The organism is Komagataeibacter sp. NFXK3, assembly GCF_054182245.1.
In genome coordinates, this window is the sequence record NZ_JAPIVJ010000001.1 from 416,847 (window position 1) to 443,696 (window position 26,850).

General features: G+C 66.1%; 25 protein-coding genes and 1 riboswitch. Of the genes, 14 read left to right on the top strand and 11 right to left on the bottom strand.

Annotated elements, in window-relative coordinates:
- Nucleotides 1–30 precede the first annotated feature (30 nt).
- The 3 genes from radA to OQZ28_RS02060 are packed head-to-tail and all read left to right on the top strand — an operon-like array spanning nt 31 to nt 2,356.
- Nucleotides 31–1,437, top strand: coding sequence for a DNA repair protein RadA (gene radA, locus OQZ28_RS02050; protein WP_458134997.1), 1,407 nt, complete (start codon nt 31–33; stop codon nt 1,435–1,437).
- Nucleotides 1,434–2,060, top strand: a complete 627-nt coding sequence (locus OQZ28_RS02055) for an IMPACT family protein (protein WP_458134998.1) — start codon at nt 1,434–1,436, stop codon at nt 2,058–2,060. The genes radA and OQZ28_RS02055 overlap by 4 nt, the downstream gene beginning before the upstream one ends.
- A gap of 59 nt (nt 2,061–2,119) precedes the next feature.
- Nucleotides 2,120–2,356, top strand: a complete 237-nt coding sequence (locus OQZ28_RS02060) for a DUF3297 family protein (RefSeq protein ID WP_061275528.1) — start codon at nt 2,120–2,122, stop codon at nt 2,354–2,356.
- A gap of 144 nt (nt 2,357–2,500) precedes the next feature.
- Here the strand turns inward: OQZ28_RS02060 and OQZ28_RS02065 are convergent, their stop codons facing one another.
- The 7 genes from OQZ28_RS02065 to OQZ28_RS02095 form a co-directional block, all read right to left on the bottom strand.
- On the bottom strand, nt 2,501–5,095 hold the full coding sequence (locus OQZ28_RS02065) for an MMPL family transporter (RefSeq protein WP_458134999.1): 2,595 nt from the start codon (nt 5,093–5,095) through the stop codon (nt 2,501–2,503).
- A 340-nt stretch (nt 5,096–5,435) separates the two neighbouring features.
- Entirely contained in the window at nt 5,436–6,440 is a 1,005-nt protein-coding gene (locus tag OQZ28_RS02070) for a lysylphosphatidylglycerol synthase domain-containing protein (protein ID WP_458135000.1), read from the bottom strand.
- 72 nt (nt 6,441–6,512) lie between these two features.
- Nucleotides 6,513–6,998: a 6,7-dimethyl-8-ribityllumazine synthase gene (gene ribH, locus OQZ28_RS02075; protein ID WP_061275522.1), complete on the bottom strand. Its 486-nt coding sequence runs from the start codon at nt 6,996–6,998 to the stop codon at nt 6,513–6,515.
- A 120-nt stretch (nt 6,999–7,118) separates the two neighbouring features.
- Nucleotides 7,119–8,369 (bottom strand): 3,4-dihydroxy-2-butanone-4-phosphate synthase, encoded by a 1,251-nt coding sequence (gene ribB / locus OQZ28_RS02080; protein ID WP_458135024.1) that lies wholly within the window; start codon nt 8,367–8,369, stop codon nt 7,119–7,121.
- Nucleotides 8,369–8,986: a riboflavin synthase gene (locus OQZ28_RS02085; protein WP_458135001.1), complete on the bottom strand. Its 618-nt coding sequence runs from the start codon at nt 8,984–8,986 to the stop codon at nt 8,369–8,371. The genes ribB and OQZ28_RS02085 overlap by 1 nt, the downstream gene beginning before the upstream one ends.
- 9 nt (nt 8,987–8,995) lie before the next feature.
- Nucleotides 8,996–9,994 (bottom strand): bifunctional diaminohydroxyphosphoribosylaminopyrimidine deaminase/5-amino-6-(5-phosphoribosylamino)uracil reductase RibD, encoded by a 999-nt coding sequence (gene ribD, locus OQZ28_RS02090; protein WP_130730899.1) that lies wholly within the window; start codon nt 9,992–9,994, stop codon nt 8,996–8,998.
- Between the two features lie 135 nt (nt 9,995–10,129).
- Nucleotides 10,130–10,289, bottom strand: a riboswitch (FMN riboswitch).
- A gap of 89 nt (nt 10,290–10,378) precedes the next feature.
- Complete coding sequence (locus OQZ28_RS02095) at nt 10,379–11,275, bottom strand: MIP/aquaporin family protein (RefSeq protein ID WP_130730866.1); 897 nt, start codon at nt 11,273–11,275, stop codon at nt 10,379–10,381.
- 346 nt (nt 11,276–11,621) lie between these two features.
- Here OQZ28_RS02095 and OQZ28_RS02100 point away from each other — a divergent pair, with 346 nt between their 5' ends.
- The gene (locus OQZ28_RS02100; protein ID WP_458135002.1) at nt 11,622–13,409 is read left to right on the top strand and encodes a hypothetical protein; all 1,788 of its coding nucleotides are present in this window, start codon (nt 11,622–11,624) and stop codon (nt 13,407–13,409) included.
- Here OQZ28_RS02100 and OQZ28_RS02105 read toward each other — a convergent pair.
- A complete protein-coding gene (locus tag OQZ28_RS02105; RefSeq protein ID WP_242621738.1) occupies nt 13,381–13,938 on the bottom strand; it encodes a hypothetical protein in 558 nt (185 codons plus the stop codon). The two genes, OQZ28_RS02100 and OQZ28_RS02105, sit on opposite strands and share 29 nt — an antisense overlap.
- A 268-nt stretch (nt 13,939–14,206) precedes the next feature.
- Here OQZ28_RS02105 and OQZ28_RS02110 point away from each other — a divergent pair, with 268 nt between their 5' ends.
- Nucleotides 14,207–14,434 carry a DUF3126 family protein gene (locus tag OQZ28_RS02110; RefSeq protein WP_110568538.1) on the top strand — a complete coding sequence of 76 codons (228 nt, stop codon included), beginning with the start codon at nt 14,207–14,209 and terminating at the stop codon, nt 14,432–14,434.
- 97 nt (nt 14,435–14,531) lie between these two features.
- On the opposite strand, the gene OQZ28_RS02115 is transcribed toward OQZ28_RS02110, so the two are convergent.
- Complete coding sequence (locus OQZ28_RS02115; protein ID WP_458135003.1) at nt 14,532–15,158, bottom strand: DUF2939 domain-containing protein; 627 nt, start codon at nt 15,156–15,158, stop codon at nt 14,532–14,534.
- Nucleotides 15,159–15,356: 198 nt separating this feature from the next.
- Here OQZ28_RS02115 and OQZ28_RS02120 point away from each other — a divergent pair, with 198 nt between their 5' ends.
- From OQZ28_RS02120 to pyk, 4 genes are read left to right on the top strand one after another with little or no spacing between them, the layout of a single operon-like run.
- Nucleotides 15,357–16,181 (top strand): HesA/MoeB/ThiF family protein, encoded by an 825-nt coding sequence (locus OQZ28_RS02120; protein ID WP_130730869.1) that lies wholly within the window; start codon nt 15,357–15,359, stop codon nt 16,179–16,181.
- A complete protein-coding gene (locus OQZ28_RS02125; RefSeq protein ID WP_130730870.1) occupies nt 16,178–16,564 on the top strand; it encodes a DsrE family protein in 387 nt (128 codons plus the stop codon). The genes OQZ28_RS02120 and OQZ28_RS02125 overlap by 4 nt, the downstream gene beginning before the upstream one ends.
- 15 nt (nt 16,565–16,579) lie before the next feature.
- Nucleotides 16,580–17,578 carry an SH3 domain-containing protein gene (locus OQZ28_RS02130; RefSeq protein ID WP_130730871.1) on the top strand — a complete coding sequence of 333 codons (999 nt, stop codon included), beginning with the start codon at nt 16,580–16,582 and terminating at the stop codon, nt 17,576–17,578.
- A gap of 27 nt (nt 17,579–17,605) precedes the next feature.
- On the top strand, nt 17,606–19,045 hold the full coding sequence (gene pyk, locus OQZ28_RS02135) for a pyruvate kinase (RefSeq protein WP_130730872.1): 1,440 nt from the start codon (nt 17,606–17,608) through the stop codon (nt 19,043–19,045).
- Between the two features lie 118 nt (nt 19,046–19,163).
- On the opposite strand, the gene OQZ28_RS02140 is transcribed toward pyk, so the two are convergent.
- Entirely contained in the window at nt 19,164–20,066 is a 903-nt protein-coding gene (locus tag OQZ28_RS02140; RefSeq protein ID WP_458135004.1) for a prephenate dehydrogenase/arogenate dehydrogenase family protein, read from the bottom strand.
- 47 nt (nt 20,067–20,113) lie between these two features.
- On the bottom strand, nt 20,114–21,181 hold the full coding sequence (locus tag OQZ28_RS02145) for a lysylphosphatidylglycerol synthase domain-containing protein (RefSeq protein WP_130730874.1): 1,068 nt from the start codon (nt 21,179–21,181) through the stop codon (nt 20,114–20,116).
- A 193-nt stretch (nt 21,182–21,374) separates the two neighbouring features.
- Between OQZ28_RS02145 and hpnA the strand changes: the two genes are divergently transcribed.
- The 5 genes from hpnA (at nt 21,375) to hpnE (ending at nt 26,757) form a co-directional block, all read left to right on the top strand.
- Complete coding sequence (gene hpnA, locus OQZ28_RS02150; RefSeq protein ID WP_061273926.1) at nt 21,375–22,370, top strand: hopanoid-associated sugar epimerase; 996 nt, start codon at nt 21,375–21,377, stop codon at nt 22,368–22,370.
- Nucleotides 22,371–22,380: 10 nt separating this feature from the next.
- On the top strand, nt 22,381–23,613 hold the full coding sequence (locus OQZ28_RS02155; protein ID WP_458135005.1) for a glycosyltransferase: 1,233 nt from the start codon (nt 22,381–22,383) through the stop codon (nt 23,611–23,613).
- Nucleotides 23,610–24,473: a squalene synthase HpnC gene (gene hpnC, locus OQZ28_RS02160; protein WP_458135006.1), complete on the top strand. Its 864-nt coding sequence runs from the start codon at nt 23,610–23,612 to the stop codon at nt 24,471–24,473. The genes OQZ28_RS02155 and hpnC overlap by 4 nt, the downstream gene beginning before the upstream one ends.
- Before the next feature lie 84 nt (nt 24,474–24,557).
- Nucleotides 24,558–25,439 (top strand): presqualene diphosphate synthase HpnD, encoded by an 882-nt coding sequence (gene hpnD, locus OQZ28_RS02165; RefSeq protein ID WP_458135007.1) that lies wholly within the window; start codon nt 24,558–24,560, stop codon nt 25,437–25,439.
- Nucleotides 25,440–25,443: 4 nt separating this feature from the next.
- A complete protein-coding gene (gene hpnE, locus OQZ28_RS02170) occupies nt 25,444–26,757 on the top strand; it encodes a hydroxysqualene dehydroxylase HpnE (protein ID WP_458135008.1) in 1,314 nt (437 codons plus the stop codon).
- Nucleotides 26,758–26,850: the final 93 nt, after the last annotated feature.

Genomic DNA, 26,850 nt, shown 5'->3' on the forward strand with positions numbered 1-26,850 from the left:
ACACGATCTGTTCTTGCCCAAGGAGCCATCATGGCGCGTCGGCCCGCTAACCGTTTTGTCTGCCAGTCCTGCGGGGCGGTCTTTCCCAAATGGTCAGGCCGGTGCGATGCCTGTGGCGCGTGGAACAGCATTGTCGAGGAGACGGTCGAGCCTACCGCCACCGGGGGCACCAATGCGCGCAGGCGCACCGGCGCGCGCATCAATCTGGTCGGCCTTGCGGGCGATACGCCGCCACCCCCACGGATTGAAACGCATATCGGCGAGCTTGACCGCGTGCTCGGCGGCGGGCTGGTGCCGGCCTCGGTGGTGCTGGTGGGCGGTGATCCCGGCATCGGCAAGTCCACGCTCCTGCTGCAGGGGGCCTGCGCCCTAGCGCGGGCCGGGCGCAAGGTAATGTACATCTCGGGCGAGGAAGCGGTGGACCAGATCCGCATGCGCGCGCGCAGGCTGGGGCTGGAAGCACCCACGCTGGAACTCGCCGCCGCCATCAACGTGGCCGACATCGTGGCAACGCTCGAGGCGGAGAAGGATCTGGCGCTGGTCGTGATCGACTCGATCCAGACCATGTGGATGGAAACGGTGGAGAGCGCGCCGGGCACCGTCAGCCAGGTGCGGGCATGTGCGTTTGAGCTCATCCGGCTGGCCAAGCAGCGTGGCTTCAGCCTCATCCTCGTGGGGCATGTGACCAAGGAAGGGGCGCTGGCCGGCCCGCGCGTGCTCGAGCACATGGTCGATGCGGTGATGTATTTCGAGGGCGATCGCGGCCACCAGTTCCGCATCCTGCGTGCCGCCAAGAACCGCTTTGGCGCGACTGACGAGATTGGCGTATTCGCCATGACCGATCAGGGGCTGGAGGAAGTGCCCAACCCCTCTGCCCTGTTCCTGGCCGAGCGGCGGGGCCACATTGCGGGTTCCGCCGTATTCGCGGGCATGGAGGGCACGCGCCCCGTGCTGCTCGAGGTGCAGGCCCTGCTTTCCCCCAAGGCGGGCGATGGCGGCGCGCGCCGTGCCGTGGTGGGGTGGGAGACGGGGCGGCTGAACATGCTGCTGGCCGTGCTCGAAGCGCGTTGCGGCATCAAGCTCAACGCCATGGACGTGCATCTCAACATCGCGGGCGGGCTGCGCGTGGGCGAGCCTGCGGCCGACATGGCGGTGGCCGCCGCCCTGGTTTCTGCCGCGACCGGCCAGCCCACCAGCGCGGGCTCGGTCTATTTTGGCGAGGTCGGGCTTTCAGGCGAGGTGCGTCAGGTCTCGCAGCCCGATACACGGCTCAAGGAGGCGCACAAGCTGGGCTTTGAGCAGGCGTTCCTGCCACGCCGGATCGCACGCGGCAACCGCAAGCCTTCCGCGCCCGATGGGCTGGGCCTGCATGAAATCGGGCATCTGGGCGATCTGGTCAGCCTGTTTACGGGGGCGACGGAGGAGGCGGAGGCGTGAGCACGCCGGAACGCTTCATGCTCAGCGCCCCCGCCATGCTGGAGCGGGAGGTGAAAAAAAGCATCTTCCTGGCGCAGGCGGCCCCCGTTGCCACCCCGGCCGAGGCCATGGAGTTCATCGCATCCGTCAGCGACCCCGATGCCACGCATAACTGCTGGGCCTACCTGATTGGCCAGACCTATCGCAGCGATGACGCGGGCGAGCCGGGCGGCACGGCGGGGCGCCCCATATTGCAGGTGATCGAGGGGCAGGGCTTTGACCGCACGGTAGTCGTGGTCACGCGCTGGTTTGGCGGCACCAAGCTGGGTGCTGGCGGGCTTGTGCGCGCCTATGGCGGCACGGCGGCGGAATGCCTGCGCACGGCCCCCCGCGTGCCGATTGTGGAGATGGTGGATCTGACTTTTGGCTGCGGCTTTTCCGAGCACGCGCTGCTGCGCGCGCGCCTTGAGGCGATGGACTGCCAGATCGTGGCCGAGGAATTTGGCGCCGAGGGCGTGGGCCTGCACATAACCGTGCCCGTGGTGCATGAGGCGGAGGTGCGCACGCGCATTACCGACATAACCCGCGGGCAGGCCACCATCCGCACAGTGGAGGAAGATGGCGCGGAGGGTGTTGGAGCGTAACGGCATTGGCGCTATGTCAGACAGCGTTTCACGTTCAGCATACGGAAAAAAGACCAGCCATGACCGATACCCCTCCCGATCGCCTGTCCGTCAATCCGACCAGCCCTTTTTATGACGAAGCCCTGCTCGAGCGCGGCATTGGCGTGCGCTTCAAGGGCATCGAGAAGAACAATGTCGAGGAATACTGCATCAGCGAAGGCTGGGTGCGCCTGGCCGTGGGGCGTGGCACCGACCGTTTTGGCAACCCCATGACCATGAAGGTGACGGGGCCGGTCGAGGTCTGGTTCAAGTCCTGAAGATAAAAGTTTTTGGTGAAGCTTTTTTCAAAAAGCTTCAAAAGACGCCGCCTTTTTGAAAAAAGGCGGTACCCAAAAACTTTTATAACTAAAAAAGGCCGCACCCTGAGGGGATGCGGCCTTTTTGCTGTTTCCCCTACAGGGTCATTCCTTGTCAATCGCGCGCTTGGGCAGCAGGGCGGGCACGAAGATCAGGGTCGCAACCAGCGTGCAGGCCAGCGAGAGCAGCAGCAGCCGGCCCATGCTGGCCGTGCCCGGATGGTGCGAGGCCGCAAGCGAGCCGAACGCCGTGCCCGTGGTCAGCGCCGAGAACAGCACCGCGCGCGCCGTGGGGCTGGACAGCGGCGATTTGATGCCCGCCCGCCAGTTCATGACGAAATAGATGTTGAACGACACGCCCACACCAAGCAGCAGGGGGAGGGCAATGATGTTGGCGAAGTTGAGCTGCTCGGGCACCACGATGATCAGGATGACCGTCATCAGTGCGGAAAGCAGCAGCGGGGCCAGCACCAGCGCGGTATCAAGCAGCTTGCGCAGGGCTACGGCCAGGATGATCGCGATCATGACAATGGCCGCCCCGGCCGCGGTCACAAAGGCATGCACCATGGTGGCTGCACTCTGCACGATGTCGATGGCCGAACCCGCCGCCGTGGGGGCGATCTTCTGTATCTCGCCCACATACTGGTGCAGCGCGCGATTGCCCTGCATGTCATGGCTGGGGTGGACCTCGACCAGCGCGCGGCCATCAGGCAGCAGGTAGTCACGCGCAAGCTGCTGCGGCACGTCGCTGATGCCCACTTCCTTCACCTGCAGCATGTCGCGCAGCATGTCCAACTGCATGGGCAAAAAGCGCACCAGCGCCTCGTTGGTGGCCAGCACGCGGGCATCATCAGCCTTCGCCAGTTGGGCCAGTGCTGACTGGATGCGGCGCAGCGGGTCGTTGGCGGGCAGCTTGTCCAGCACGCCACCCAGATCGCCCGCCGTCTTGGCGGCAGCATTGCGTAGGGCATCGGCATCGGGCGCGGGCTTGGGGTCGGGCACGATCAGGGTGGGTAGCAGGATGTTGGCCGCATCCTGGATCAGCGGCAGCTTGGTCTTCTGGTCAGCAGGCACCATCGAGCCGAGCCACAGCGCGTCATGCACCAGCGGCAGGCCCGAGAGCCGGTCCGACATGGCGGCCGCCTGCTTGAGGTCAGGCATCAGCACATCGACCGTATAGGGCGAATATTGCGGCTCGGACATGAGCATGCCCAGCGTGACCATGCCCTCGGATTTGGGGTTCTTGGTATGCAGCGGGTCGGCATCGAAGGTCAGGCGCGGCACCAGCGCCAGCCCCACCAGCGCCACCACCACGAAGCCTGCAAGGATGGGCTTGCGATGGTGGCGGATGGCGGTGTCGATGGGCCGCGCGAAGGCAAAGCCGATCGTGCCATGCCCCGCCGTGGGGCGGAACAGCCGCAGCAGCGCGGGCAGCAGCGTGAGCGTGCAGACAAAGGCGAACACCATGCCGAAACCGGCAATCAGCCCCAGCTGCGCAACCCCCACGAAGGCGGTGGGCGTAAAGGCCAGGAACCCCGCCGAGGTGGCCATGGCGGCAACAAGGATCTGGTGGCCGGTCTCGTTGCCAGTCTGCTCGAGGGCTGCGGGCAGGCTGAGTGCCGTGCCATCAGGGTTGGCCTGCGCGCGGAAGCGGACCGAGAACTGGATGGCGAAATCCACCGCGATGCCCACGAACAGGATGGCGAACGCCACCGAGATCAGGTTGAGCTTGCCCACCACGATGGCGGCAAACCCGGTGGTCAGCAGCAGCCCCGACACCAGCGTGATGATGATGGGCACGATGATGCGCCACGTATGCACCGCCAGAATCAGCCACAGCGTAACCAGCACCAGCGAGCCGAGCAGGCCCGCCACCATGCCTTCGGCCACGGTGGCGAATTCCTCATCCGCGATCTGGGTATCGCCCGTGATATGCACATGCGCCCGCCCGCTTTTAACGAAAGGCAGGTCATTGGCGGCAGCGCGGATGGCGTCCGATGCCGCGCCGCCGGGCTGGAAGGAATCATAATCCAGCTTGGGCTGGGTCACGACAAACTGGAACTTGCCGCCAAGGTCGGCCAGGTCACCCGCCAGCAGCCGCTCCCATGAAAGGGGCTCGGGCGTGCCATCGACCGAATGCTGCAACGTGGTGGCGAAGCCATCGAGGGCAGCGTGGAAGTTGCCAAGGTTGGCCTGCCCCTGCGCCACGCCGAGCGCGATCAGGTTGAGCGCGCTGAACAGCCCGCGCCCCGAAGGGTCGGCCGCAAGCTCGCTGAGGAAGGGCTGGGCGGTGATGGTGGTGTTAAGCACGCGCTCGAGCGCCTTGGGGTCAAGGAACATCAGCCCGTTGCGCACCAGGTACGGATCGGTCTGGGGGGTGGTGACGTAATTGAAGTGCTCATGGTCGCCGCGCAGCCTGGCTGCAAGGCCGAGCGCTGTCTGCTGCGCCTCCTCGGGCAGGGCCGCGTCGATCACGGCCACGAGCTGGTCCTGCTTTTGCGGGAACAGGCGGCCCATCTCGTCCGAGCGCTTCTTCCAGTCCAGCGAGGACGAGAACATCTGGTCCGTATCGGTGGTGACGCCAAGCAGCGCGTAGCTGGCATAGGTCGCCCCAGCAATCAGCACGGCAAACGCCAGCACGACAGCAATGGCATGGCGGGAACACAAAGCGACAAGACGCCCAAGCGGTACCGATAGCATGACGAGTATTCAGCCCTTCAGAAACCTGATCCCGTGCCGCATGAATGCGGCATCCGGTGAAGAGGTACGGTTTGGCCCATGATGCGGTGCCGATGCAAGGTGGTTCTTTACCGCTGCGGGCACGGCCCCTGTGTTGCGCGGGCCCGCGCGGCTCATCGTGCCTGAAAAGCCTGCCCACGGAAAAACTGGCAAATCATAAAGAAGTTTTTGGGACAGCATTTTTCAAAAAGCTTTGAAAAATGCTGTCTTGCTGAAAAAAGGCGATACCCGGAAACTGTTATTTTTTCTTGCCAGTTATTTGATGGGTAACACTCTTTTACAAAAAGCCGATCCGCTCCGGTCAGGACTGGTGGGGCAGGCGCATGTCCTTGGCGGGATCGGGGTGGACCCAGCGCATTTCCATCACCTGCCACGCCACAAGCGAGGGCAGGCCCCAGGCAATCTCGCGCAGGCGCTTGATGAGCGACAGCGCGATCCCCTCCTGCGGGGAAAGGCCAAACAGCCCGCCAATCAGGATATAACCGCCCTCCGAGACGCCAAGCGCCCCCGGCACGGCAAACCCGGCCGATTTCGCGGCCTGCCCCACGCTCTCGATCACGAAACTGTCAGCAAGCGAAAGCGGGTGCCCCATCGCCGTGAGCACCACAAAAACCTCGAACGTGCCCAGCGACCACCCCAGCAGTTGCAGCGCACCCGCGCGCAGTGAGTTCTCGCGGGTGCGGTACAGGGTCAGGATCTGCGCATGCAGGCCACGGATGTCGTCCACCCCGTCCCACCCCAGATGGGCGGCGATGCGCACCAGCAGCTTTTCCACCAGTGCAATGGCGCCCAGGTACTGGCTGCCAAAGAACACAGCACCCAGCAGCAGGGCCGCACCCGCGCTTTCCATCAGTTCATCGGTCACGGGCGAGCGGTTGACGAGGCAGAACAGCACCCCGAGCCCGATGAGGGTGAAGGTGACCTGGCTGAGCAGTTCGATGGTCAGGTCGCATATGGTCGCGGCGGCGGCCTGCTTTATGCCCGTGTCATCACGCCGGGCCAGCAGGCGGGTGGTGATGACCTCGCCGCCCACCTGGGCTACGGGCAGCAGGTTGTTGATGCCCTCGCGCGCGCAGCGCAGGGCAAAGAAATCGGCAAAGGCCAGCTTTGGCCGCCCGGTCTGGGCCAGAAGGCGCCATGCCTGCGCCGAGGCGCAGACCTGGGTTGCATGGAAAATGATGATGGCAGGAATGCTCCACCCCCCGGCTGCGATCAGCCCGAGGATGTCATGCAGGCCGAAACGCCCCAGCATCCAGATCGTAAGACCGACACCGAATGCCCCGGCGAGGAAGGTAAGCAGCCGCATCCGCCATCCCTGTCACCCAAAACAGGACCGCAGAAAGGCTGTTTTCAGCCATTCATGTGGCCCGGCCTTACTTTAACAGCCTCTGATTTTCTGAAGCAATGCGAGACTTTCAACACAGGCCGCCACGGCTTCGCGGCCCTTGTTGTGCACGTCATCGCGCGAGCGGACGATGGCCTGCTCATCGGTGTAGGTGGTCAGCACGCCAAAGGCGATCGGCACATCCGTGTTCAGCGCCGCCTGTTGCAGGCCAACCGCCGCCCCGAGGCTGATGAACTCGAAATGAGCGGTATCTCCCTTCACCACGCAGCCAAGGCACACCACGCCATCATAGCGGCCGGTCTTTGCCAGCGTCTGCGCGATGAGCGGCAGTTCATATGCGCCGGGTGCATACATTACATCTTCATCACGCATGGAAATGGCGTGTTCCTTCAGCCACGCCAGCGCGCCGTCACGCAGGCCATGGGTCACCTCTTCATTGAAGCGGCTGACCACGATGGCAAGGCGCGGCGGGTGGGCGAAGCTGAGCTCGACCGTGGTGGAGGGGATGTTGGTGCTCATTATCCGGCGTTGTCCGTTTTTATGGTGAGGTAAAGTGATGAAAGTTTTTGGTGAAGCTTTTTTCAAAAAGCTTTGAAGAACGCCGCCTTTTTGAAAAAAGGCGGCGCCCAGAAACTTTTGTCAGTCGGCATCCGCCGTGGCGGGTTCGCACAGGGCGTGGCCCATCCGGGTGCGCTTGGCTTCCAGATAGGCGCGGTTGAAGGGGTTGGGCGCAATGGCCAGCGCAATGCGCCTGCGCACGTCAAAGCCGTGGCGTTGCAGGGCATGGACCTTGTCGGGGTTGTTGGTCAGCAGGTCGAGCCGGTCAACACCCAGCGCGCGCAGGATGTCCGAGGCGGCCTGCCAGTCGCGCGCGTCGGTCTCGAAGCCAAGGCGGTGGTTGGCGTCCACCGTGTCCAGCCCGTCATCCTGCAGCGCATAGGCACGGATCTTGTTGGCCAGGCCAATGCCGCGCCCCTCATGCCCGCGCACATAGACCAGCACGCCGGACTCGGCTGCGCCAATCTGCTCGAGCGCGCCCTGTAGCTGCGCGCCGCAATCGCAGCGCAGCGAGCCCAGCGCATCGCCCGTCACGCATTCCGAATGCAGGCGCACCAGCGGCACGCTCCCCGGCCTGCCGGGTTCGCCCTTGACCATGGCCACATGCTCCGTGCCATCGGGCGCGCGAAAGGCGTGGATCATCATGTCAGGCCCGCCAAAGCGGCTGGGCAGGCGGGCGCGGGCGACCTGCTCGATGGCGGGCTTTTCTTCCGTTTCTGCCGCGATCGGGTTGTCTTTCAGCCATTTCGCCAGTTCGGCGATGGACAGGATCTGCAACCCGTGGCGCCTGGCGTAGGGGCGCAGGTCGTCCATGCGGGCCATGGTGCCGTCCTCGTTCATGATCTCGCAGATCACGGCAGCCGGGATCAGCCCCGCCATGCGGGCAAGGTCCACCGAGGCCTCGGTGTGGCCGGGGCGCGCCACCGTGCCGCCGGGCACCGCGCGCAGCGGGAAGATGTGGCCCGGAGAGACCAGATCCGCGGGCTTCGCATCCGGCGCTGCCGCCACCAGCACGGTCTCGGCGCGGTCGGCGGCGGAAATGCCGGTGGTCACCCCCTCGCGCGCCTCGATGGAGACGGTGAACGCCGTGCCGCGCGGGCAGGTGTTCACCTGTGTCATCATGGGCAGGTTGAGCTGCGTGATCCGCTCGGGCGACATGGGCATGCACACCAGCCCGCGCGCGTGGGTGACCATGAAGTTCATGGCTTCTGGCGTCATGAGTTCGGCGGCCATGACCAGGTCGCCCTCGTTCTCGCGGTCCTCGTCATCCACAAGGATGATCATCCCGCCCCGGCGGATGGTTTCCACGGCCTGCGCCAGTGCCGGGGGCATCAACGATACTGACATACGCTCTCCACATATTTAGCAATGACATCGACTTCGATGTTCACGGCGTCGCCTGGCTTCAGGCTGCCAAGGGTGGTGTGTTCCCATGTGTGGGGGATGATCATCAGGGCGATGCGGAATGCATCCGCATCGCAGCCATCCTCGCCCGGTGCGCCCACTTCGTTCAGGGTGAGGCTGATGCCATCGATGGTGATGGAGCCTTTCTCGACGAGGTAGCGGCGCAGCCGGGCGGGAATGGTGAAGGTGATGTGCCGCCCCTCGCCTTCCGTGCGCACGGCGAGCAGGCGGCCCGTGCCATCGACATGGCCCTGCACGATATGGCCCGAAAGCCGCGTGGCGGGCGTGACCGCGCGTTCGAGGTTGACGGTGTGCCCGGCCTCGATGCGGCCAAGCGCCGTGCGGTCCAGCGTCTCGGAACTGATGAAGAAGGTGGCCGTGCCTTTCGCATCAAAGGAGGTCACGGTCAGGCACACGCCATTGACGGCGATGCTCTCGCCAAGGGCAAGGTCGGTGATGCCCGTTTCCACCGTGATGTCCAGATCCCGGTCAAGCCGCCGCGCGGCGCTGACCTGTCCCTGGTGCTCGATAATGCCAGAAAACATGCTTACTCCTTATGCGGCGGCAAGTTCGGGGAAGAGGCGCAGCGGGGTTACACAGCCCTCGCGCACCCGCACGGCGTACCGGTCCGTGCCATCGGGGCCATGGGTTATGCTCAGCCAGTCATGCCACAGTCCGCGGGCCTCGATTTCGGCCAGCAGTTTTGGGCCCGCCTCCACCATCGCCCACGTAACACCCGCCTGGCCGAGCATGTCGGGCAGGGCGGCGATGTCGGTGCAGACCCGTATTTCAAAGCCCCGGTTGCGTGCGGCGGTGAGGTAGGCTTCATCCACCTCGCCCGCGCGGGTGCAGATGGCGAGGATGCGCGGCGCACGATCCGGGTGGTCGGGCACGCGGCGCACGTCCAGGCCGGGGCGGTCGGCACGGATGGTGCCGGTGGCGGTAATCACGGCATCGGTCGCCCGGCGCAGGCGGTGCGCAAGGTCGAGCGAGGCCGTGGTGGTGAAGGTGGTCCGGCCCGCAGGGGGCACCATGGCACTATTGACATCAAGCGCCTGCTTGACCGTGATCCATGGCTGGCCGGTGCGCGTGAAATGCGTGAAGGGGGCCAGCAGGCTGCGGCACAGGGCCTGCATGGCGGCCTGCGCGCCGGTTGGCTGGAGCACATGCACCGTGCAGCCGCGCTGGCGCAGCGTGTCGGCCCCGCCGCCTTGCACATGCGGGTTGGGGTCGCGCACGCCAATCCATACGGTGCGGATGGGCGTTGCGAGGATGGCGAGCGAGCACGGGCCGGTGCGCCCGGTGTGGTTGCATGGCTCGAGGGTAACCACCGCCGTATGCGCGCGTGCCAGCAGGCCGCGTTCGCGGCACTGGTTTATGGCCTGGATCTCGGCATGGGGGGTGCCCGCGCGGTGGTGGCCGCCCGTGGCGAGGATGGTGCCTTCGCTGTCAAGGATGGTGCAGCCCACGGGCGGGTTGGGCGCGGTCGCGCCCACATGGCGCGCCGCCTCGTCCACCGCCGCGCGAAAGGCGTGGGCGATGGCGCGTGGCAGGGCGGCGGCCTGCGCGGTGCTGGCGTGGGAACCCTGTGGCAACGCGTCCAAAACACAGTACTCCATCCATCTGGACGGACCCAGGGCGCGTAAAACCACATGCCTGCCTTCCATGCGGGAAAGCAGGGCTATAGTTTCCGTTCTCTCTCATCCGGACTGTAACCGTCGGTTCCGGAATCTCACCGGATCTGCTTGACCCCGCCCGCTTTCGCGGCCGGGCGCTCGCGGACTTATGGCCCCGCATGCAGGACCAATTACCGCCGGTGGGGAATTTCGCCCCGCCCTGAGAACGTCTGTAAACCGGGATAGAACCCCGATTCGTGTTCAATGACACTGATAGTGGGAACAATTCGCGCCGATTGCAACCCACCCCCATGCGGGGAACTATAATGTGTCCCGTTCGCGCGCCTGGCTGTGGCGGCCGGGATGGAGCAGCGAGGGGATGCGGCCATGATGGCCGAAATTGACCAGCCGTGCCTCCTCCACCTCGATGCGGCCGAGCAGGCGCGAGCGGATGATGGCAATGGCCAGCGCCGCTCCCATGAAGGGCCCGAGCGCATAGATCCAGAAAGATTGCCACTGCCCCGCAACCAGCGCCGGGCCAAAGCTGCGCGCAAGGTTGGAACTGTTGCCCGACAGCCAGGCCGAGATGGGGTTGCACGCCAGGAAAAACAGCCCGCCCGCCCACGGCGTGAGCCATTTCAGCGTGGGGTGGGCGGCAAGGGCACAGATCATCAGCACCAGCAGCACGGTCAGCACCAGTTCCGTCACAAGTGGCCACAGCACCGATACATGCGGGAACGGGATGGTGGCGGCATAGGCCGAGGCCTGCGCCATCTGCCCCCATACTGGCAGGACATGGCCCAGCCCCGCGAGCAGTGCCGTGGCCAGGCAGGCGCCGGTCATCTGGGCTGCGATGTAGCCGCACAGGTCGATCACCCCCAGCCTGCCCGCAAGGCTGAACGCCAGCGAGACCGAGGGGCTGACATGCGCCCCGCTGACCCGCCCGAACGGCGTGAACGCCGCCACCGTGCCCGACAGGCCAAAGAACAGCCCGCACAGCGCGGTCTGCACCAGCGGGTGGGGGGCGAGCGCACGGCCAATGGGGGTATAGGGCGTGGTCAGCACCGTAACCGACACGATCCCGCAGAGCATGAGCACCGTTGTCGCCACCATCTCGCATGCATACAGCTTCCAGTGCAGCGGATGGTCGGGGTGGGGCGCGCCGGCAAGGGGCCGGTCCTCCTGGGGTGGGGAGCCGGTCTGCCGGGGTGCGGTCATGTCGTGTTACTCCCTTCGTGGCACATGTAGAGGCCTTGAATTAAAGCAGGGAATGGTGTGGAATAAAGGAAATCATGCGAATATAAGCCGTGCATGAGAATAGTTAATGCATAGCAGCTGAATGTTTTTTCTATAATAGGATGCGCCACCCATCCTGTATCCCGTCAGGCATGGGGTGCGGGTAGTGGCAGGTTTCTTCCCCCCGTCGGTGCCTGTTGCTGCAGGCAGGCTGGCGGGCGGGGTTTTTATCAATCATGTATTCAGGGGCAGACGCGCCAGGCTGATGGATTGCTGTTGGAAAGAAGGCCGCTGTTCATGTCGGGCCGACAGGGCGGGCAGGCCCCGCATGGTGCTGGGCGGGCTGATGGTCGTGCTGGGGGGCATGGCGGCGCCTGTGGCGGCCCGGGCCGATGACATGGCCGAGATCCGCGCCCTCCATGCCGAGATGCAGCGGCTGGAGGCCAAGGTGCAGCAGCTCGAGGCCCGTCATGGCATGGCAGCGGGCAACGCGCATGTGCTGGCGGGGCGCACGCTGCGCTCGGGCCCGCGCCCGGGTGCCAGCAGCACGTCGGTCACCAACCCGTCGGGCCAGATCACGGCCATGCCCGACCTGTCACGGCTGACCATCGGCGGCCCCGCCCTGTCGGATGACGCGCAGGCGGCTGCTGCGGCTGAAAACACCATGACCGAATCCATCGTGCCCACCCAGCCCAAGCTCGACCTTGATTCCTCCAGCCCGCTGGCCATTACCCAGACCGGGGTGGACAGCCTGCCGCCCATCTTCCGCATTGGCGGGGTTTCGGTCAGGCTGGGTGGCTTTATCGATTTCTCGAACATCTATCGCAGCAAGAACCTGACCAGCGGCCCCGCCACAAGCTGGGGCGCGTTTCCCTACGCCAACAGCCCCAACGCCCATACCGGCGAGTACCGCCCCTCCGCCCAGCTTACCCGCCTGAGCGTGCTGCTGCAGGGCTCGCCCACCAAGGACGAGACGCTGTCAGGCTATATCGAGACCGATTTTGGCGGCGCGGCCGGCACCGCCAACAGCTACCAGACCAACAGCTACACGCCGCGCATCCGCCAGGCGTACATGACCTACAGCAACACCAAATGGGGCTTCCATGTGCTGGCTGGGCAGGCGTGGAGCCTGACCACGGGCTATACGCAGGGCCTGCTGTCGCGCCATGAGCAGCTGCCGCCGGTCGTTGATAACAACCAGATCCCCGGCATCGTGTTCACCCGCGTGCCGCAGATCCGCTTCATCAAGGATTTCGGGCGCAAGTGGTGGCTCGGGCTTTCGCTCGAGGCGCCGCAGGTGGCCTATGCGGCCTCGGGCAGCGCGGGCGACCACCCGATGATGACCGGCACGGATGATGACACCCTCGCCTCATCGGGCACCACGCTGCTCTACAACAACGCCGGTTCGGGCATGCTCAACCCCAATGCCAAATACAGCATGGACGTGGCACCTGACATCGTGCTCAAGGGCGCGCTCGACACCAAGCCCGCCCATTACGAGGTCTATGGTCTTGCGCGCTGGTTCAAGGCGATGGGGCAGGCCCCGGGCGGCCCGATCCGCGAGCATGTGTCCTTCGCCGGTGGCGTGGGCGGCGACGTGACGGTGCATGTCATCCCGCGCTACCTGCAGTTTACCGGCAACGTGCTGGCAGGCGAGGGGATTGGCCGTTATGGCCCCGCCATGCTGCCCGACGCCACCTTCAAGGCCAATGGCTCGCCCGCCCCCATCCCCGAGATCATCGGCAGCATGGGGCTGATCGGCCACCCGACCTCAAACCTGCTGGTCTATCTGTATGGCGGCGTGGAGAGTGCTGGCAGGCGGACCTATACCGGCAGCGATGGCTTTGAATATGGCTATGGCGTGAATGACCTGTCGCTGAGCAGCTGCAACGTGGAGCTGATTACCGGCGGCAGCTGCGATGCCCAGACCCATACCATCGCCGACCTGACCGTGGGCGGCTGGTGGCATGTGCTGCAGGGCGGCTATGGCGCGGTGATGACGGGCGTGCAGTACACCTACCTGCGCAAATTCGCCTACAGGGGCGGCGATGGTGCCAGCCCCACCACGGGGGGCAACACCATCTACGTCACGTTCCGCTATTTGCCGTTCCAGTAGCCGCGCTGCTGGCTGCCAGGGCGGCCTGGCAATCGGCGGCCTGATGGGCGAGATGAATGTCATGCACCTCGCTTACGGCGCGGATGGTGGTCGTGCGCCAATGCGCGGTCATGCCGTGGGGCGTGCACAGCGCGCCCGCGCCGAGCAGCGGCCCGTTGCCCGGATCAACCACCGCCAGCACGGCACGCGGGTTGCGTGGCAGGGCCAGGCGCAGGGCCGTGCGCAGGCGTGCCGTCGTCTGGTCATCGGTATGGGTGATCAGCTCGGGTACCAGCTCGATCCAGCCCGACCAGCCAGCCGCCACGGCGCGGCGCAGCTGCGGCCAGGCCTTGTGCTCGTCAAGCGCCTTGATGGTCGCATCCGCCCCGTCTTCATGCAGCTGGCGGGCAAGGGCGCGTGCGCTCAGGCCCATTCCGGCCTCGGTGGGGGCGCCCGCGGGGGGCAGGCTGGCGGCAAGTGCTGTCAGCCCGATGGTGGGGGCAAGCAGGGCAGCAAACAGCATCAGCCGGGGAAAAGTGCTGGGGCGCATTGTCTTTGTTCTCCCTTCTTACTGGTGTTGCGTTATGGTGAGGAAACACCGCAATCGTGGCGCGGGCGGGGCATGGATGGGGAAAATCATGGGCACGCCGGTTGCAGGGGTGGGCACATGTGCTTATAGCCTGCGGCCATGCCCGCCTGTGTCACGGGGCAGCCGCGCGATCCTGACCGGACCTGCCACGCGCGTTGACCAAAGGGGCGGACAAGGCCCTGAATTGTTGTTTCTGGCGGGTCTCGCCATTGTGGAGAACAGACGTTTCATGGGTGCCATGTCCTCTTCCGAACTTTCGCGTCTTCAGGTCTGCCTGCGCCGTCTGCTGGGCTCGCCGGGGCTTACCGTCAATGCGCCGCCGCGCGCCGGGCTGTCGGTTGAACTCGCGGTCAATGGTGAAGTGGTGGGCACCGTCCATCGTGATGAAGACGAGGGCGAAGTGTCCTACGCCATCCACATGACCGTGCTGGAAGAAGACCTTCCCCCCGCGAAGTAAGGCCCGGAAACAGGAAGAAGTTTTTGGTGAAGCTTTTTTCAGGAAGCTTCAGGAACCGTGGCCCGGCGTTCCGGCCCCGTCGAGCGGCCTGGCCAGCCTAGGGCTGCGTCAGCGGCTGGGGCACGGGGCCTGCCGATGCCTCGACAAGAGGCTGCGGAGGGCGCGCGGGCAGGTCGATTCGGTGGATTTTCCACTGGAAGGCATGAATGCGCATCTGCAGCCGCAGCGGGGTCTCGTTTTCATGGCCGGGCATGAGCACGCTTGCCTCGAACACGCCGGGGTGGGTGAAATGCGCATGCACCCGCCACAGCATGCCCAGCATCGTGCCCGCCGTGGCGGGCTGCTGTTCATGTGGCATCAGGTGATCGACCAGCATGCCCAGCTTGTCGGGGCGCACTTCCTCGTCAATCGCGTTGGATGCAGCGGATGAAGCGAAGGATGACCCGAAGGCAGGCAGCTCATCATCGGCCACGGGCGGCCCGATCAGGTCATCGACCACCTGTGTCTTGAGCCCGTTGCGCACCGATTCCCATTTGAGGCAGGTGTTGAGGCTGCCCATGTCATGGCTGCGGATGGCCGACGTGATGGACCATAATGTAAAAAAGGGTGACGCCGCGTACAGCGTGGTAGCGGCAGCCAGCGTGCCCGCGCATACCCACCGCGCCTGCTGGCGGCGCAGGGTGGACAGGTTGGCGGGAATTTCCATGCGGGAAAGATAAGACATTGATTTATACTCCCCCCAAAATGGTTTCACCTTGCCCTTGAGCTTATACTGCAAACATATCGGGCATGCATTGGTTTCATGATTGCGTGACATAATTTTCACGTAATCGTGATCGAAAGCCTGTCTCTCCCGGCTGCGCCGGGGTCGGGCAGGGTGTATCCGCCATGGGTGCGGCAACGGGCGGGGCAGGAGAGAGGAATGAATTTTTCCGACGAAGAGATCCAGCGCTACGCGCGCCACATTCTCCTGCCCGAGGTGGGTGGCACGGGGCAGGAAGCGTTGAAAAACGCCAGTGTTCTGGTCATTGGCGCGGGCGGGCTGGGCTCGCCCGTGGCCCTTTACCTGGCTGCCGCAGGCGTGGGCCGCATCGGGCTGGTTGATGATGACGTGGTGGACCTGTCGAACCTGCAACGCCAGATCGCGCATGTAACCGACCGGGTCGGCCAGCCCAAGGTCGAGTCGGCAGCAACCGCCATGCGCGCGATCAATCCGGGAACACGGGTCGATTGTCATAACGTGCGGCTTGCGGCTGACAATGCCCGCGCGCTGGTGCGGGAATATGACCTCGTATGCGATGGCAGCGACAATTTCGCCACCCGCTACCTCGTGGCCGATGCCTGCGCGCTGGAGGGGCGCACCCTCATTTCCGCCGCCGTGCTGCGTTTTGAGGGCCAGCTTTCCACCTTCCGCCCCGGCGGGCCGTGCTATCGCTGCCTCTACCCCGAGGCCCCGCCCGCGGGCACCGTGCCGTCCTGCGCGGAGGCGGGCGTGTTCGGCGCCGTGACCGGGGTCATGGGCACGCTCCAGGCCACCGAGGCGCTGAAGGAAATCCTCGGTATTGGCGAGAGCCTGTCCGGTCGCCTGCTGGTATGGGATGCGCTGGCCATGCGCTTTCACACCATTACCCTGCCGCCCGACCCTGACTGCGCCCTGTGTGGCGCGCACCCCGCCATCCATGACCTCTCGGCCCATCACAACCCCGCACCCGTCCAGTGCGGCGTGCCCGAGGGAGCTGCGCCATGATGCGCGATGACGGGGCGCTGGCCATCCTGTTGTATGATGGCGCCTATGCCCGCGCGCATTATGCCTTTGTGGTGGCGGCGGGCGCGCTGGCCATTGGCCGCCCGGTCATCGTGTTCGCGGCGGGGCGGGGCGTGCATGCGCTGGCGCGCGACTGGCGTGGCCTGCATGATGCGGCGGATGACGCGGGCGTGCGTGCGCGCGGCGTTGCGGGCATGGATACGCTGCGCGAAGCCGTGATTGAACTTGATGCAACGCTCATGGTGTGCGAGGCCGCGCTGAAGCTGTGCGACCTTGCGCCCGGGCAGATGCTCGATGGCGTGCAGGTGGCGGGTATTCCCACCTTTCTCGAAGCCGCCCGGGGGCGGCAGATCATAACCCTTTAAGGATTGAAGAACACGATGGCGCAGTGCGTGCGGCATGAATTCCTTGCGCGGGTGGCCAGCAGGCCGCTGGTGCGTGGCACCCGGCGGTGGGGGTATCTGGCGGCCTGCGTGGCGGTGCTGGGCATGGAGGCGGGGCCGGTGCGGGCCGCAACGGCCACGGCCCACCATCACGCCCATGCGGCTGCGGACAAGGCGGCCACCAGCCTTGGCCATGCCCATGTGCATGGGGCTGGCAAGGCTGCAAAAAAGGCGGAAAAAGAGGCGGAAAAAAAAGCCGGGAAAACCGCGCATGCGGCGGGTCACCATCACCATGCGGCAGCCGTGGCCGCCGGTGTGGGCGCAGGTGCCGTGGCAGGCGCGGGGGTTGCGGCCAGCGCTGCCCACCCGGCCCCCGCCACGCCGCCCGCCGCCCCGCCCGATGCCGCAGCACTCGCGCCCGTCGATAACACCAAGGGCAGCGTGACCGGCCTGCCCCTGCCGCGCTTTGCCTCCTTCCGTGCCGATGAGGTCAACCTGCGCACCGGGCCGGGCCAGCGCTACCCCATTGACTGGGTGTACCACCGCCGGGGCCTGCCGGTAAAAATCGAGCGCGAGTTCGATGTGTGGCGCCTTGTCGAGGATTCGGACGGGCAGAAGGGCTGGGTCCATCAGGCAACCCTGGTGGGAACCCGCACGTTTGTCATACCGGGCCTGCCCCCCCAGGGTGATGCCCGGCAGGCGGGCCAGCCCACCGCCAAGGAGACCGACGTGATTGGCCGGGCCGATACCCGCATCGTGGGCCATGTGGCGGATGTGGCCGATGCGGCGGACATCAAGGGTGCGGTCATGCTGCATGCGGATGCCAACACCTCATCCGCCGTGGTGGCCGTGCTGCGCCCCGGCGTGGTGGGCACGCTGCGCCAGTGCCAGGCGGGCACGCCGTGGTGCAAGGTCTCGGTCAAGCAGTACAGTGGCTGGATCGAGCGCAGCGCCATGTGGGGGCTGTTGCCGCAGGAGGTCATAGCGCCCTCCTGAAAATGACGTGAACAGGCGGAGAAAGAAATGCCGGATACACCCTACCGTGCCATGCGCCGGACCAAGATCGTCTCGACCCTCGGCCCGGCCACGACCGACCATGCCACCATCCGCGCCCTGGCCGTGGCGGGGGTGGATGTTTTCCGGCTCAATTTCTCCCACGGCGCCCATGAAGACCACGCCGCCCGCCACGCGGTCATTCGGGATGTGGAGGCCGAGCTTGGCCGCCCCATCGGCATCCTGGCCGATGTGCAGGGCCCCAAGCTGCGGGTGGGCAATTTTGCCAATGCAAGGGTGCAGCTGACACCGGGCGCGCCCTTCCGGCTCGATCTTGACGCCGAACCCGGCAACGAAAAGCGCGTGAACCTGCCCCATCCCGAAATCATCGCGGCAGCGCAGGTGGGCAGCACGCTGCTGCTTGATGATGGCAAGCTGGCCCTGCGCGTGTGCGAGCGCGGCCCCGACTTCCTGCTGACCGAGGTGGTGGTGGGTGGGCCGCTATCGGACCACAAGGGCGTGAACGTGCCCGATGTGGTGCTGCCCATTCCCGCCCTGACTGACAAGGACCGGGTGGACATGGCCTTTGCGCTTGACCTGGGCATTGAATATGTCGGCCTGTCGTTTGTGCAGCGGCCCGAGGATGTGCGCGAGGCCCGCGCGCTGGCTGGTGACCGGGCCTGGATCATGACCAAGCTCGAGAAACCGCAGGCGATGGACAACCTGCACGAGATCATCGCCCTGTCGGATGCGGTCATGGTGGCGCGGGGCGATCTGGGCGTGGAACTGCCACCCGAGCGCGTGCCGCTGGCGCAAAAGCGCATCATCCGCATCGCCCGCCAGCTTGGCCGCCCGGTGGTGGTGGCGACCCAGATGCTCGAGAGCATGATCAACGCGCCCACCCCCACCCGCGCCGAGGCCTCCGACGTGGCGACGGCGGTGTTCGACGGCGCGGATGCGGTCATGCTCTCGGCCGAGACGGCGGTGGGGTCATACCCGCGCGAGGCGGTGTCGATCATGGACCGCATCGTGCGCCGTGTTGAGGAGGATGAAGTCTGGCGCCGCCAGATGGAAACCTCCAGCCCCGAGCCGGACCACGCCATTGCGGGCGCGATTGCCGCCGCCACCCGGCAGGTGGCGGCCACGGTCGATGCCGCCGCCATCGTGGCCTTTACCCTGTCGGGGCGGACCGCGCTGCGCATTGCGCGCGAGCGGCCTTCCTGCCCCATTCTTGGCCTGACCCCGACTGACGAGATCGCCCGCAGGCTGGCGGTGGCCTGGGGGGTGCAGGCGATCTCGGTCGGGCAGGAAACCCCGGTCCATACCGTGGAGAGCGTGGTGGACCAGGCGCTGGCCGTGGCCAAGGGCGATGGCTATGGCGTTGCGGGCGATGCGGTGGTGATCGTGGCGGGGCTGCCTTTCGGGGTGGCGGGCAGTACCAATACATTGCGGGTCGCCACGCTGACCTGAAGAAAAATGGTGAAAGTTTTTGGGTGCCGCCTTTTTTCAAAAAAGGCGGCGTTCTTTAGAAGCTTTTTGGGAAAAAGCTTCACCACAAACTTTTATCTTTTTATTATCAAAGCGTCTTTCAGGCCTGCCGGTTCTCGATCAGGCTGCGGCGGATGGCGCGCCCGCGCTTGATGCGGCTGACAATCACATCCTCGTTGCCGGTACGGATGGCGTGGCCCATGGCCTGCGCATCGGCAATGAAGCGGTCGAGCATGTCGAGCAGCGCCTCGCGATTGTTCAGGAAGATGTCGCGCCACATCGTGGGGTCGGACGCCGCGATGCGCGTGAAGTCACGGAAGCCCGAGGCGGCGAAATCCAGCACTTCCGAGCGTGTTTCATCCGCCAGGTCATCCGCCGTGCCGCATATGGTAAAGGCCAGCAGGTGCGGCAGGTGGCTGACAATGGCGCAGACCCGGTCATGGTGCTCCACCGTCATGTCGCGCACGCGGGCGCCCATCATCTCCCACAGGGTCGTTATGCGCCTGAGGGCCGGGGCGGGCGTGCCCGCAGGCGGCGTGAGCAGGCACCACCGGTCCTCGAACAGGGTGGCGAAACCGGCATCGGGGCCGGAGAACTCGGTGCCCGCCATGGGGTGCGCGGGCACGAAGGCAATATCGGGGTAGGCCGCCAGCAGCGGGGCCATGGCCTCCATCACCGTCACCTTGACCGAGCCGACCTCGCTCAGGATCGCGCCCTTTTTCATGGCGGGCAGCACCTGGGCCGCCACCATGGCAATGGCCCCCACCGGCACGCAGATGATGACGCAATCCGCATCGCGCACGGCTGCTGCCGGGTCGGCTTCGACGTCATCGGCAATGCCCAGCTCCACCACGCGGGCGCGCACTTCGGGGCTGATGTCGCACGCGACCAGCCTGCGCGCGATGCGCCGGTCCTCATGTGCGCGGCGCAGGATGGAGGAGCCGATCAGGCCGGGGCCGATAATGACCAGCGTCTCGAACAGGGGGGCGGGCGTGTCCGTCATGGGGCGGTCTGTCTGGCTGTTGGGTGTGACACGAAAGGGCTGCGCGCTCAGTCCTGCGGCGGCTTGGCGGGCTCGGCTGCTGGCATGGGGGCGGGCGCCTCTTCCGGCTGCGCGGGGCTCTTGTGGCGCAGGGCGCGCATTTCCATCGCCTGCCACAACAGCAGCATGGGAATGCCGATGACCAGTTCCCGCCCGCGCCGCAGCAGCGACAGCCCCAGCGAGATGGAAGGTGCGATGCCAAAGGCCGAGCCAAGGGTGATGTAGGCCGCCTCCTGCACGCCAAGGCCCGCGGGCACGAGGAACGAGACGGACATGATGCCACATGCAACGCCCTCGATCGCAACCGCCCCGCCAAAGCTCAGATGCGCGCCGAGGAAGTAGTAGGCCACCCAGATCGTGGCGGCACTGCCCAGCCAGCCCACGTAGTGCAGCAGCGCGCCCTCCATGATGCGGCGCGGATGCGACCAGATGGCGTCGAAACGCTCCTGTATGCTGTCAGCGCTGCTCAGCATCGCGTCCTGCCACTGGGCGGCCATGTTGTGGCCAAGCATTTTGCCCGCGCGCTTGAGCAGGTCGCCGCCCCGGCGCTGGGTATAGACAAAGCCCGCAATGCCCATGGTCAGCAGCACGAGGCCGATGATGACCGGGCGCGCGAACGGGCTGGACTGCTGGTGGGCCACGAGGCACAGCACGGCGGTCAGGATGAACAGGATCTGGCCCATCACCTCGGTGGTGATGTCGACAAGGTTGGCGCAGGCCGCCTCGCTGCCATCGACCGGGCGGCCCTTGCCGCGCGGGGCGAACAGGTCGCTCGAGCAGGTGGCGCGGATGCCCAGCACCATGCCGCCAAGCTGCGAGAAGGGCAGGCACGACGCGGCGGCATCACGGATCATGCGCGATACCACCAGTTGCACGAAGGGAATGTCCCGGCAAGCCGCGTGCCAGGCAAGACCCAGTATTGCGTCGACTGCAAGCTGTGCCACCACGGTCGCCATGAACCCGACTGCCCCGATGGAGACGATGGCCTTCATCACCGATCCGGCCCCGAACCAGGCGGTGCAGCCAGTCAGCAGGGCCAGGCCGAGGAGGGCCAGCAGGATTGTGAGCTTTCTCAAAAAAGATCCGTCTTGGTCTGTTGGCGTCAGGACACCGGGGAAAATTGATGCCGCCGTGGCTGGTTTTGCCTGACTTACACTACAGCAGGGTCTGGCGCCACCGGGAGGTGTCGGGATAAATGGAACGCCCGCCGGTTGCGAGTCCGTATCGCAATCGTGAATTCTGTCCCCTGACGGAGTGATCGTTCAGACCATGACTGCCCCAACCCTTGTAACCGGTGCGACCGGTTTTGTCGGCTCGGCCGTTGCCCGCAATCTGGTGGAGCGTGGCCATACGCTCAGGCTCATGGTGCGCAAAGGCAGCGACCTGACCAACCTGCGCGATCTGCCCGCCGAGCTGGTGGAAGGCGATCTCTCCACCCCCGAAAGCTTTGATGCGGCCGTGAAGGGCTGCCGCTACGTGTTCCATGTCGCGGCGGATTACCGGCTGTGGGTGCCCGACCCGGTGCCGATGATGGTGGCCAACGTGGAGGGCACGCGTGGCCTGATGCTGGCGGCGCAGAAGGCGGGGGTCGAGCGGATCGTGTACTGCTCCTCGGTCGCGGCGCTGGGGCTGATTGGCGATGGCACCATCTCCGATGAGGAAACGCCGGTGCATGAACATGGCGTGATCGGCATCTACAAGCGCTCGAAATACCGCGCCGAGCAGGAAGTGCTGCGCCTGGTGCATGAGCGCGCGCTGCCTGCCGTGATCGTGAACCCTTCCACGCCCGTAGGCCCGCGCGACATCAAGCCCACGCCCACCGGCCAGATGATTCTCGACTGCGCGGCGGGTCGCATGCCCGCCTATGTCGATACCGGCGTGAACATCGTGCATGTGGATGACGTGGCCGAGGGCCATGCCCTGGCGCTGGAACGCGGGCGCATTGGCGAGAAATACATCCTGGGCGGGCAGAACTACCTGCTGCGCGACCTGTTCGCCATGACTGCCGAGATCGCGGGGGTGGCGCCGCCGCGCATCAGCCTGCCGCAGGCGGTGATCTGGCCGGTGGCGGTGGCGAGCGAATGGCTGTCCCGCGCTTTTGGCATTGCGCCCCGCGTCACGCGCGAGATGCTGGCCATGTCACACAAGAAGATGTTCTTCTCGTCAGACAAGGCGATCCGTGAACTCGGCTACGCCCCGCGCCCCGCGCGTGAGGCGGTGACGGACGCGATCGACTGGTTCCGCCAGCACGGCATGCTGGATTGAGCCATCTGCCATGCTTGTGCTTCCCCTTTCCATTCTGACAGCGGTCATCTGGCTCGGGCTTATTTTCTGTCATGGCCGCTTCTGGCAGGCGGGGCCGGTGCTGGCCCCCGTTCCAGGCCCGCAGCTTGATGCGGCCACCTGCCCCGATGTGTGCGTGGTGGTGCCCGCGCGCGATGAGGCGCCGTCGGTCGCGGCGTGCATCGGCTCGCTGCTGGCACAGGATTATCCCGGTGCGCTGCATGTCGTGCTGGTTGATGACAACAGCACCGATGGCACCGGGCGGCTGGCGCGCGCCGTGCCCGACCCGCACCGGCGGCTGACCGTGGTAACCGGAAAGGCGCGGCCTGCGGGGTGGAGCGGCAAGCTGTGGGCCGTGGCGCAGGGTGTGGCGCGCGCACGTGAACTCGCCCCCGATTCCAGCGGTTTCGTGCTGCTGACCGATGCCGACATCACCCACGACCCGCGCCATGTCTCGACCCTGGTGGCCAAGGCGCAGGCAGACGGGCTCGACCAGGTATCGGAGATGGTGGAGCTGAACTGCGCCAGCCCTGCCGAGCGCATGCTGGTGCCAGCTTTCGTTTTCTTTTTCGCGCTGCTCTATCCGTTTGCCAGCGTGAACAACCCGCGCAGCAGGGTGGCGGGGGCGGCTGGCGGCACGGTGCTGGTGCGCTGGAGTGCGCTGGCGCGCATTGGCGGCATCGAGAGCCTGCGCGGCGCGCTGATCGATGACTGTACGCTGGCGGCCCACGTCAAGCATAGCGGGGGGCGGATCTATCTGGGCCATAGCTGCCTGGCGCGCTCCATCCGGCCCTATCCGCATCCGTCCGACATCTGGCGCATGGTGGCGCGCACGGCCTATGTGCAGCTTGGCTATTCCCCGCTCCTGCTGGCGGGCACGGTAATCGGCATGGTGCTGGTATGGATGCTGCCGATGCAGCTTGCGCTGTTCACCCACGGGCTGCCCTGCGGGCTTGGCGCGGGGGCATGGGTGCTGTCCATGGCATCCTACACGCCCACGCTGCGCCGGTTTGGCCAGTCGCCCGCCTGGGCGGTGTTGCTGCCGGTCATTGCGGGGTTCTATACGCTGGCCACCATCGGCTCGGCGCTCGACCACCATCGGGGGCGGGGCGTGGTCTGGAAAAGCCGCGCCTATACCGAACCCGATGGCGCGATCTCGACACATATGCGCGGCGAGGGTACTGCAACGGTAATGAACCGCACCATGGGGGATGACGTAGGGTGAACACGGATGAGCAGGATGTATGGGGCAGCGCGGATGTCTCGTCGGGCAAGGATGCCGGGGATGAAAACTTTCCCGTAGGCTCCCTGCTGATCAGCCGCAGGCTGCGCCCGCATGTGCATGCCTATTATGATTTCGCCCGCGTGATCGATGATATCGTCGATACCGACCAGCTTGATCCACCTGCCAAGATCGCCCGCCTCGACGCGATGGAGGAGGTGGTGCTCGGCACGCGCCTCGCCCCCCACCGCGCTGATGCCCAGACGGCGGTGCGCATGGGCCAGACGCTGCGCGAGACAGGCGTGCCCACCACCACGGCCACCGACCTGATCGTGGCGTTCCGGCAGGATGCGGTGAAGAACCGCTACGATTCGTGGGAGGAACTGGAGGAATACTGCCGCTATTCCGCCAACCCCGTGGGCCGCTTCCTGCTTGAGCTGCATGATGAGGATCCCGGCACGTTCGGCCCGTCGGATGCGCTGTGCACGGCATTGCAGGTGCTCAACCACCTGCAGGACTGCGCCGATGACCTGCGCAATCTTGATCGCTGCTACCTGCCGCGCCCGTGGCTTGCGCAGGCGGGGGCCAGCATTGATGACCTGCGTGGCCGCCATGCCAGCCCCGGCCTGCGCCGGGTGTTCAACCAGATGCTTGACCGGGTTGATGAACTCAACCGCCGCGCCTCCCTGCTGCCCGGCCTGATCCGTGACAGGCGCATGCGCATGGAGGCGGCCGTGATCGTGGGGCTGTCAAAGCGGCTGGCGGCCCGGCTGCGCGGGGAAGACCCGGTGGCGGGCCGGGTCAAGCTGTCACGCGGGGATGTGCTCGCCGCCCTTGCGGGGGCGGTGCGCACGCTGGTCTGATCAGGCGTGATTTTGTCCTTGGGGGTGATTGCCGCTAAGAACAGGCGCAACTGTTAATTCGTAAAGTGAACGGAACACGCGGGAATGGGTTTTTTGCGCGCGCGGCATGATGAGGCGCCGGTACTGGGCTGTGATGCTGCCGACCTCGCCGAGGTCGAGCAGGTCGTGGTGCGGTCGGGCACGTCCTTTGGCAAGGGCATGCGTATCCTGCCGCCTGACCGGCGATATGGCATGTATGCCGTCTATGCCTTCTGCCGCCTTGTCGATGACGTGGCCGATGACGAGGGCGAGGCGGAGGACAAGAGCCGCAGGCTTGAGGAATGGCGCGCCCGCATTGCCCGGCTCTACGGCGGTGAGGCGCGTGATGGCATTGACCGCGTGCTCATGGCCACCATCCGCCGCTTCGACCTGCGCCAGCAGGACTTCAATGACGTGATCGACGGCATGGAGATGGATGCGCGCGGCCCCATCGTCGCCCCCGACGAGGCGACGTTCGACCTGTATTGCGACCGCGTGGCCTCCGCCGTGGGGCGGCTTTCAGTGCGGGTGTTTGGCGATTCCTCGCCCGCGGCCGACCAGGTGGCCTACCATCTGGGCCGTGCTCTGCAGATTACCAACATCCTGCGCGACGTGGCCGAGGATGCCCGCCTTGGCCGCCTTTACCTGCCGCGCGACCTGCTCGAGCGCTTTGACATCACCCCAAAGCCGTCGGCGGTGGTGCATGCCGGGCGGCTCGAGCAGGTGGGGCGCATCCTGGCGGCCCGCGCGCATGACCATTTCCGCTCGGCGGCCGCTGCCATGGCGCGGTGCGACCGCACGGCCATGCGGCCCGCGCGGCTGATGGGGGCGACCTATGCCGCCATTCTCGGCGCGCAGGAGCGGCAGGGCTGGGGCACGCCAGAAAAGCGCGTGTCGCTCTCACGCCCGCGCAAGGTGCTGATCGCGCTGCGCGCGCTGGCGGGCTGAGGCCATGGCGGGTCATGTCCATATCATTGGCGGTGGGCTTGCGGGCCTGTCCGCCGCGGTCGAGCTGGCGGGTGGCAGCGAGCAGGTTACGGTGTACGAGGCCGGGCCCGCCTGTGGTGGCCGCGCGCGCTCCTATCATGACCGGCATCTTGACTGCCGCATTGACAATGGCAACCACCTGCTGCTGTCGGGCAACCCGGCGGTGTACCGCTATCTGGGCCTGATCGGGGCGCAGGATACGCTGGTGGGGCCAAAGCGCCCGGTCTTTCCGTTCATTGACCTGGCCGACCGGCTGCGCTGGACGCTCGACCTCTCGCGCGGGCGGGTGCCGCTATGGGTGCTTTCAAAGCGCAGGCGTGTGCCGGGCATGCGGCTGGCCGAGCTGCGTGGCCTGCTGGCGCTGATGGAGGCCACGCCCGACATGGTGGTGGCGGACTGCCTGCCTGCGGGCAGCCTCTCGCGCCGCCTGCTCGAGCCATTCGCCATATCGGTGCTCAACACCATGCCCGATACCGGCAGCGCCGCCCTGCTGGGCGCCGTGGTGAAGGAAAGCCTGGCCCGTGGCGGGCGCAACTGCCTGCCGCGCTTCCCCGCCATTGGCCTTTCGGAAAGTTTTGTGGACCCCGCCCTTGCCCATCTGGCCGTGCTCAGGGCGCGGGTGCGCACGGGCAGCCGGGTCAGCGCGGTGGAGTTCACCCGTGGCGGCCCGGTCACGGCGTTGCTGCTGGGCGCGGAACGCATTGAAATCAGCCCCGATGATACGGTCATCATGGCCGTGCCCGCCCCGGTGGCCTCCGGCCTGCTGGCGGACCTGCCCGGGTTTGGCGCGCCTGATGCGTTCGAGGCGATCCTGAACGTGCATTTCCTGCTGCCGCAGGCCCCGGTGCTGACCGGCGGGCTGGCGCAGGCGCATTTTATCGGGGTTGTGGGTGGCATCAGTGAATGGGTGTTCGCCAAGGACCGCATCCTGTCGGTCACGGTCAGCGCCGCCAACCGCTATGCCAGCCGTGACCTGGATGAACTGGCCCCCCTGATCTGGAACGAGGTGCGCGCCGCCATCGACCCTGCGGCCACGACACCGCTGCCGGTGGCCATGCCGCCGCTGCGCATCGTGCGTGAAAAGCGCGCCACCTTTGCCGCAACGCCCGCGCAGGACCGCCTGCGCCCCGGCACGCACACCATGGTGCCCAACCTTTTGCTGGCAGGCGACTGGACGGCCACGGGCCTGCCCGCCACCATTGAGGGCGCGATCCGCTCCGGGGCTGCGGCCGCACGCGCGGTGCATGACCGCAAGGGCGCGCCGGGCCGACCGGGATGAGGCACGACAGGCGGCCTGTCGGCCTGCGCCTGCACGCGGGCGATAATATATGATGGCCATGGCGACCGGGGCAGGCGCCGCGTTGCGTATGTG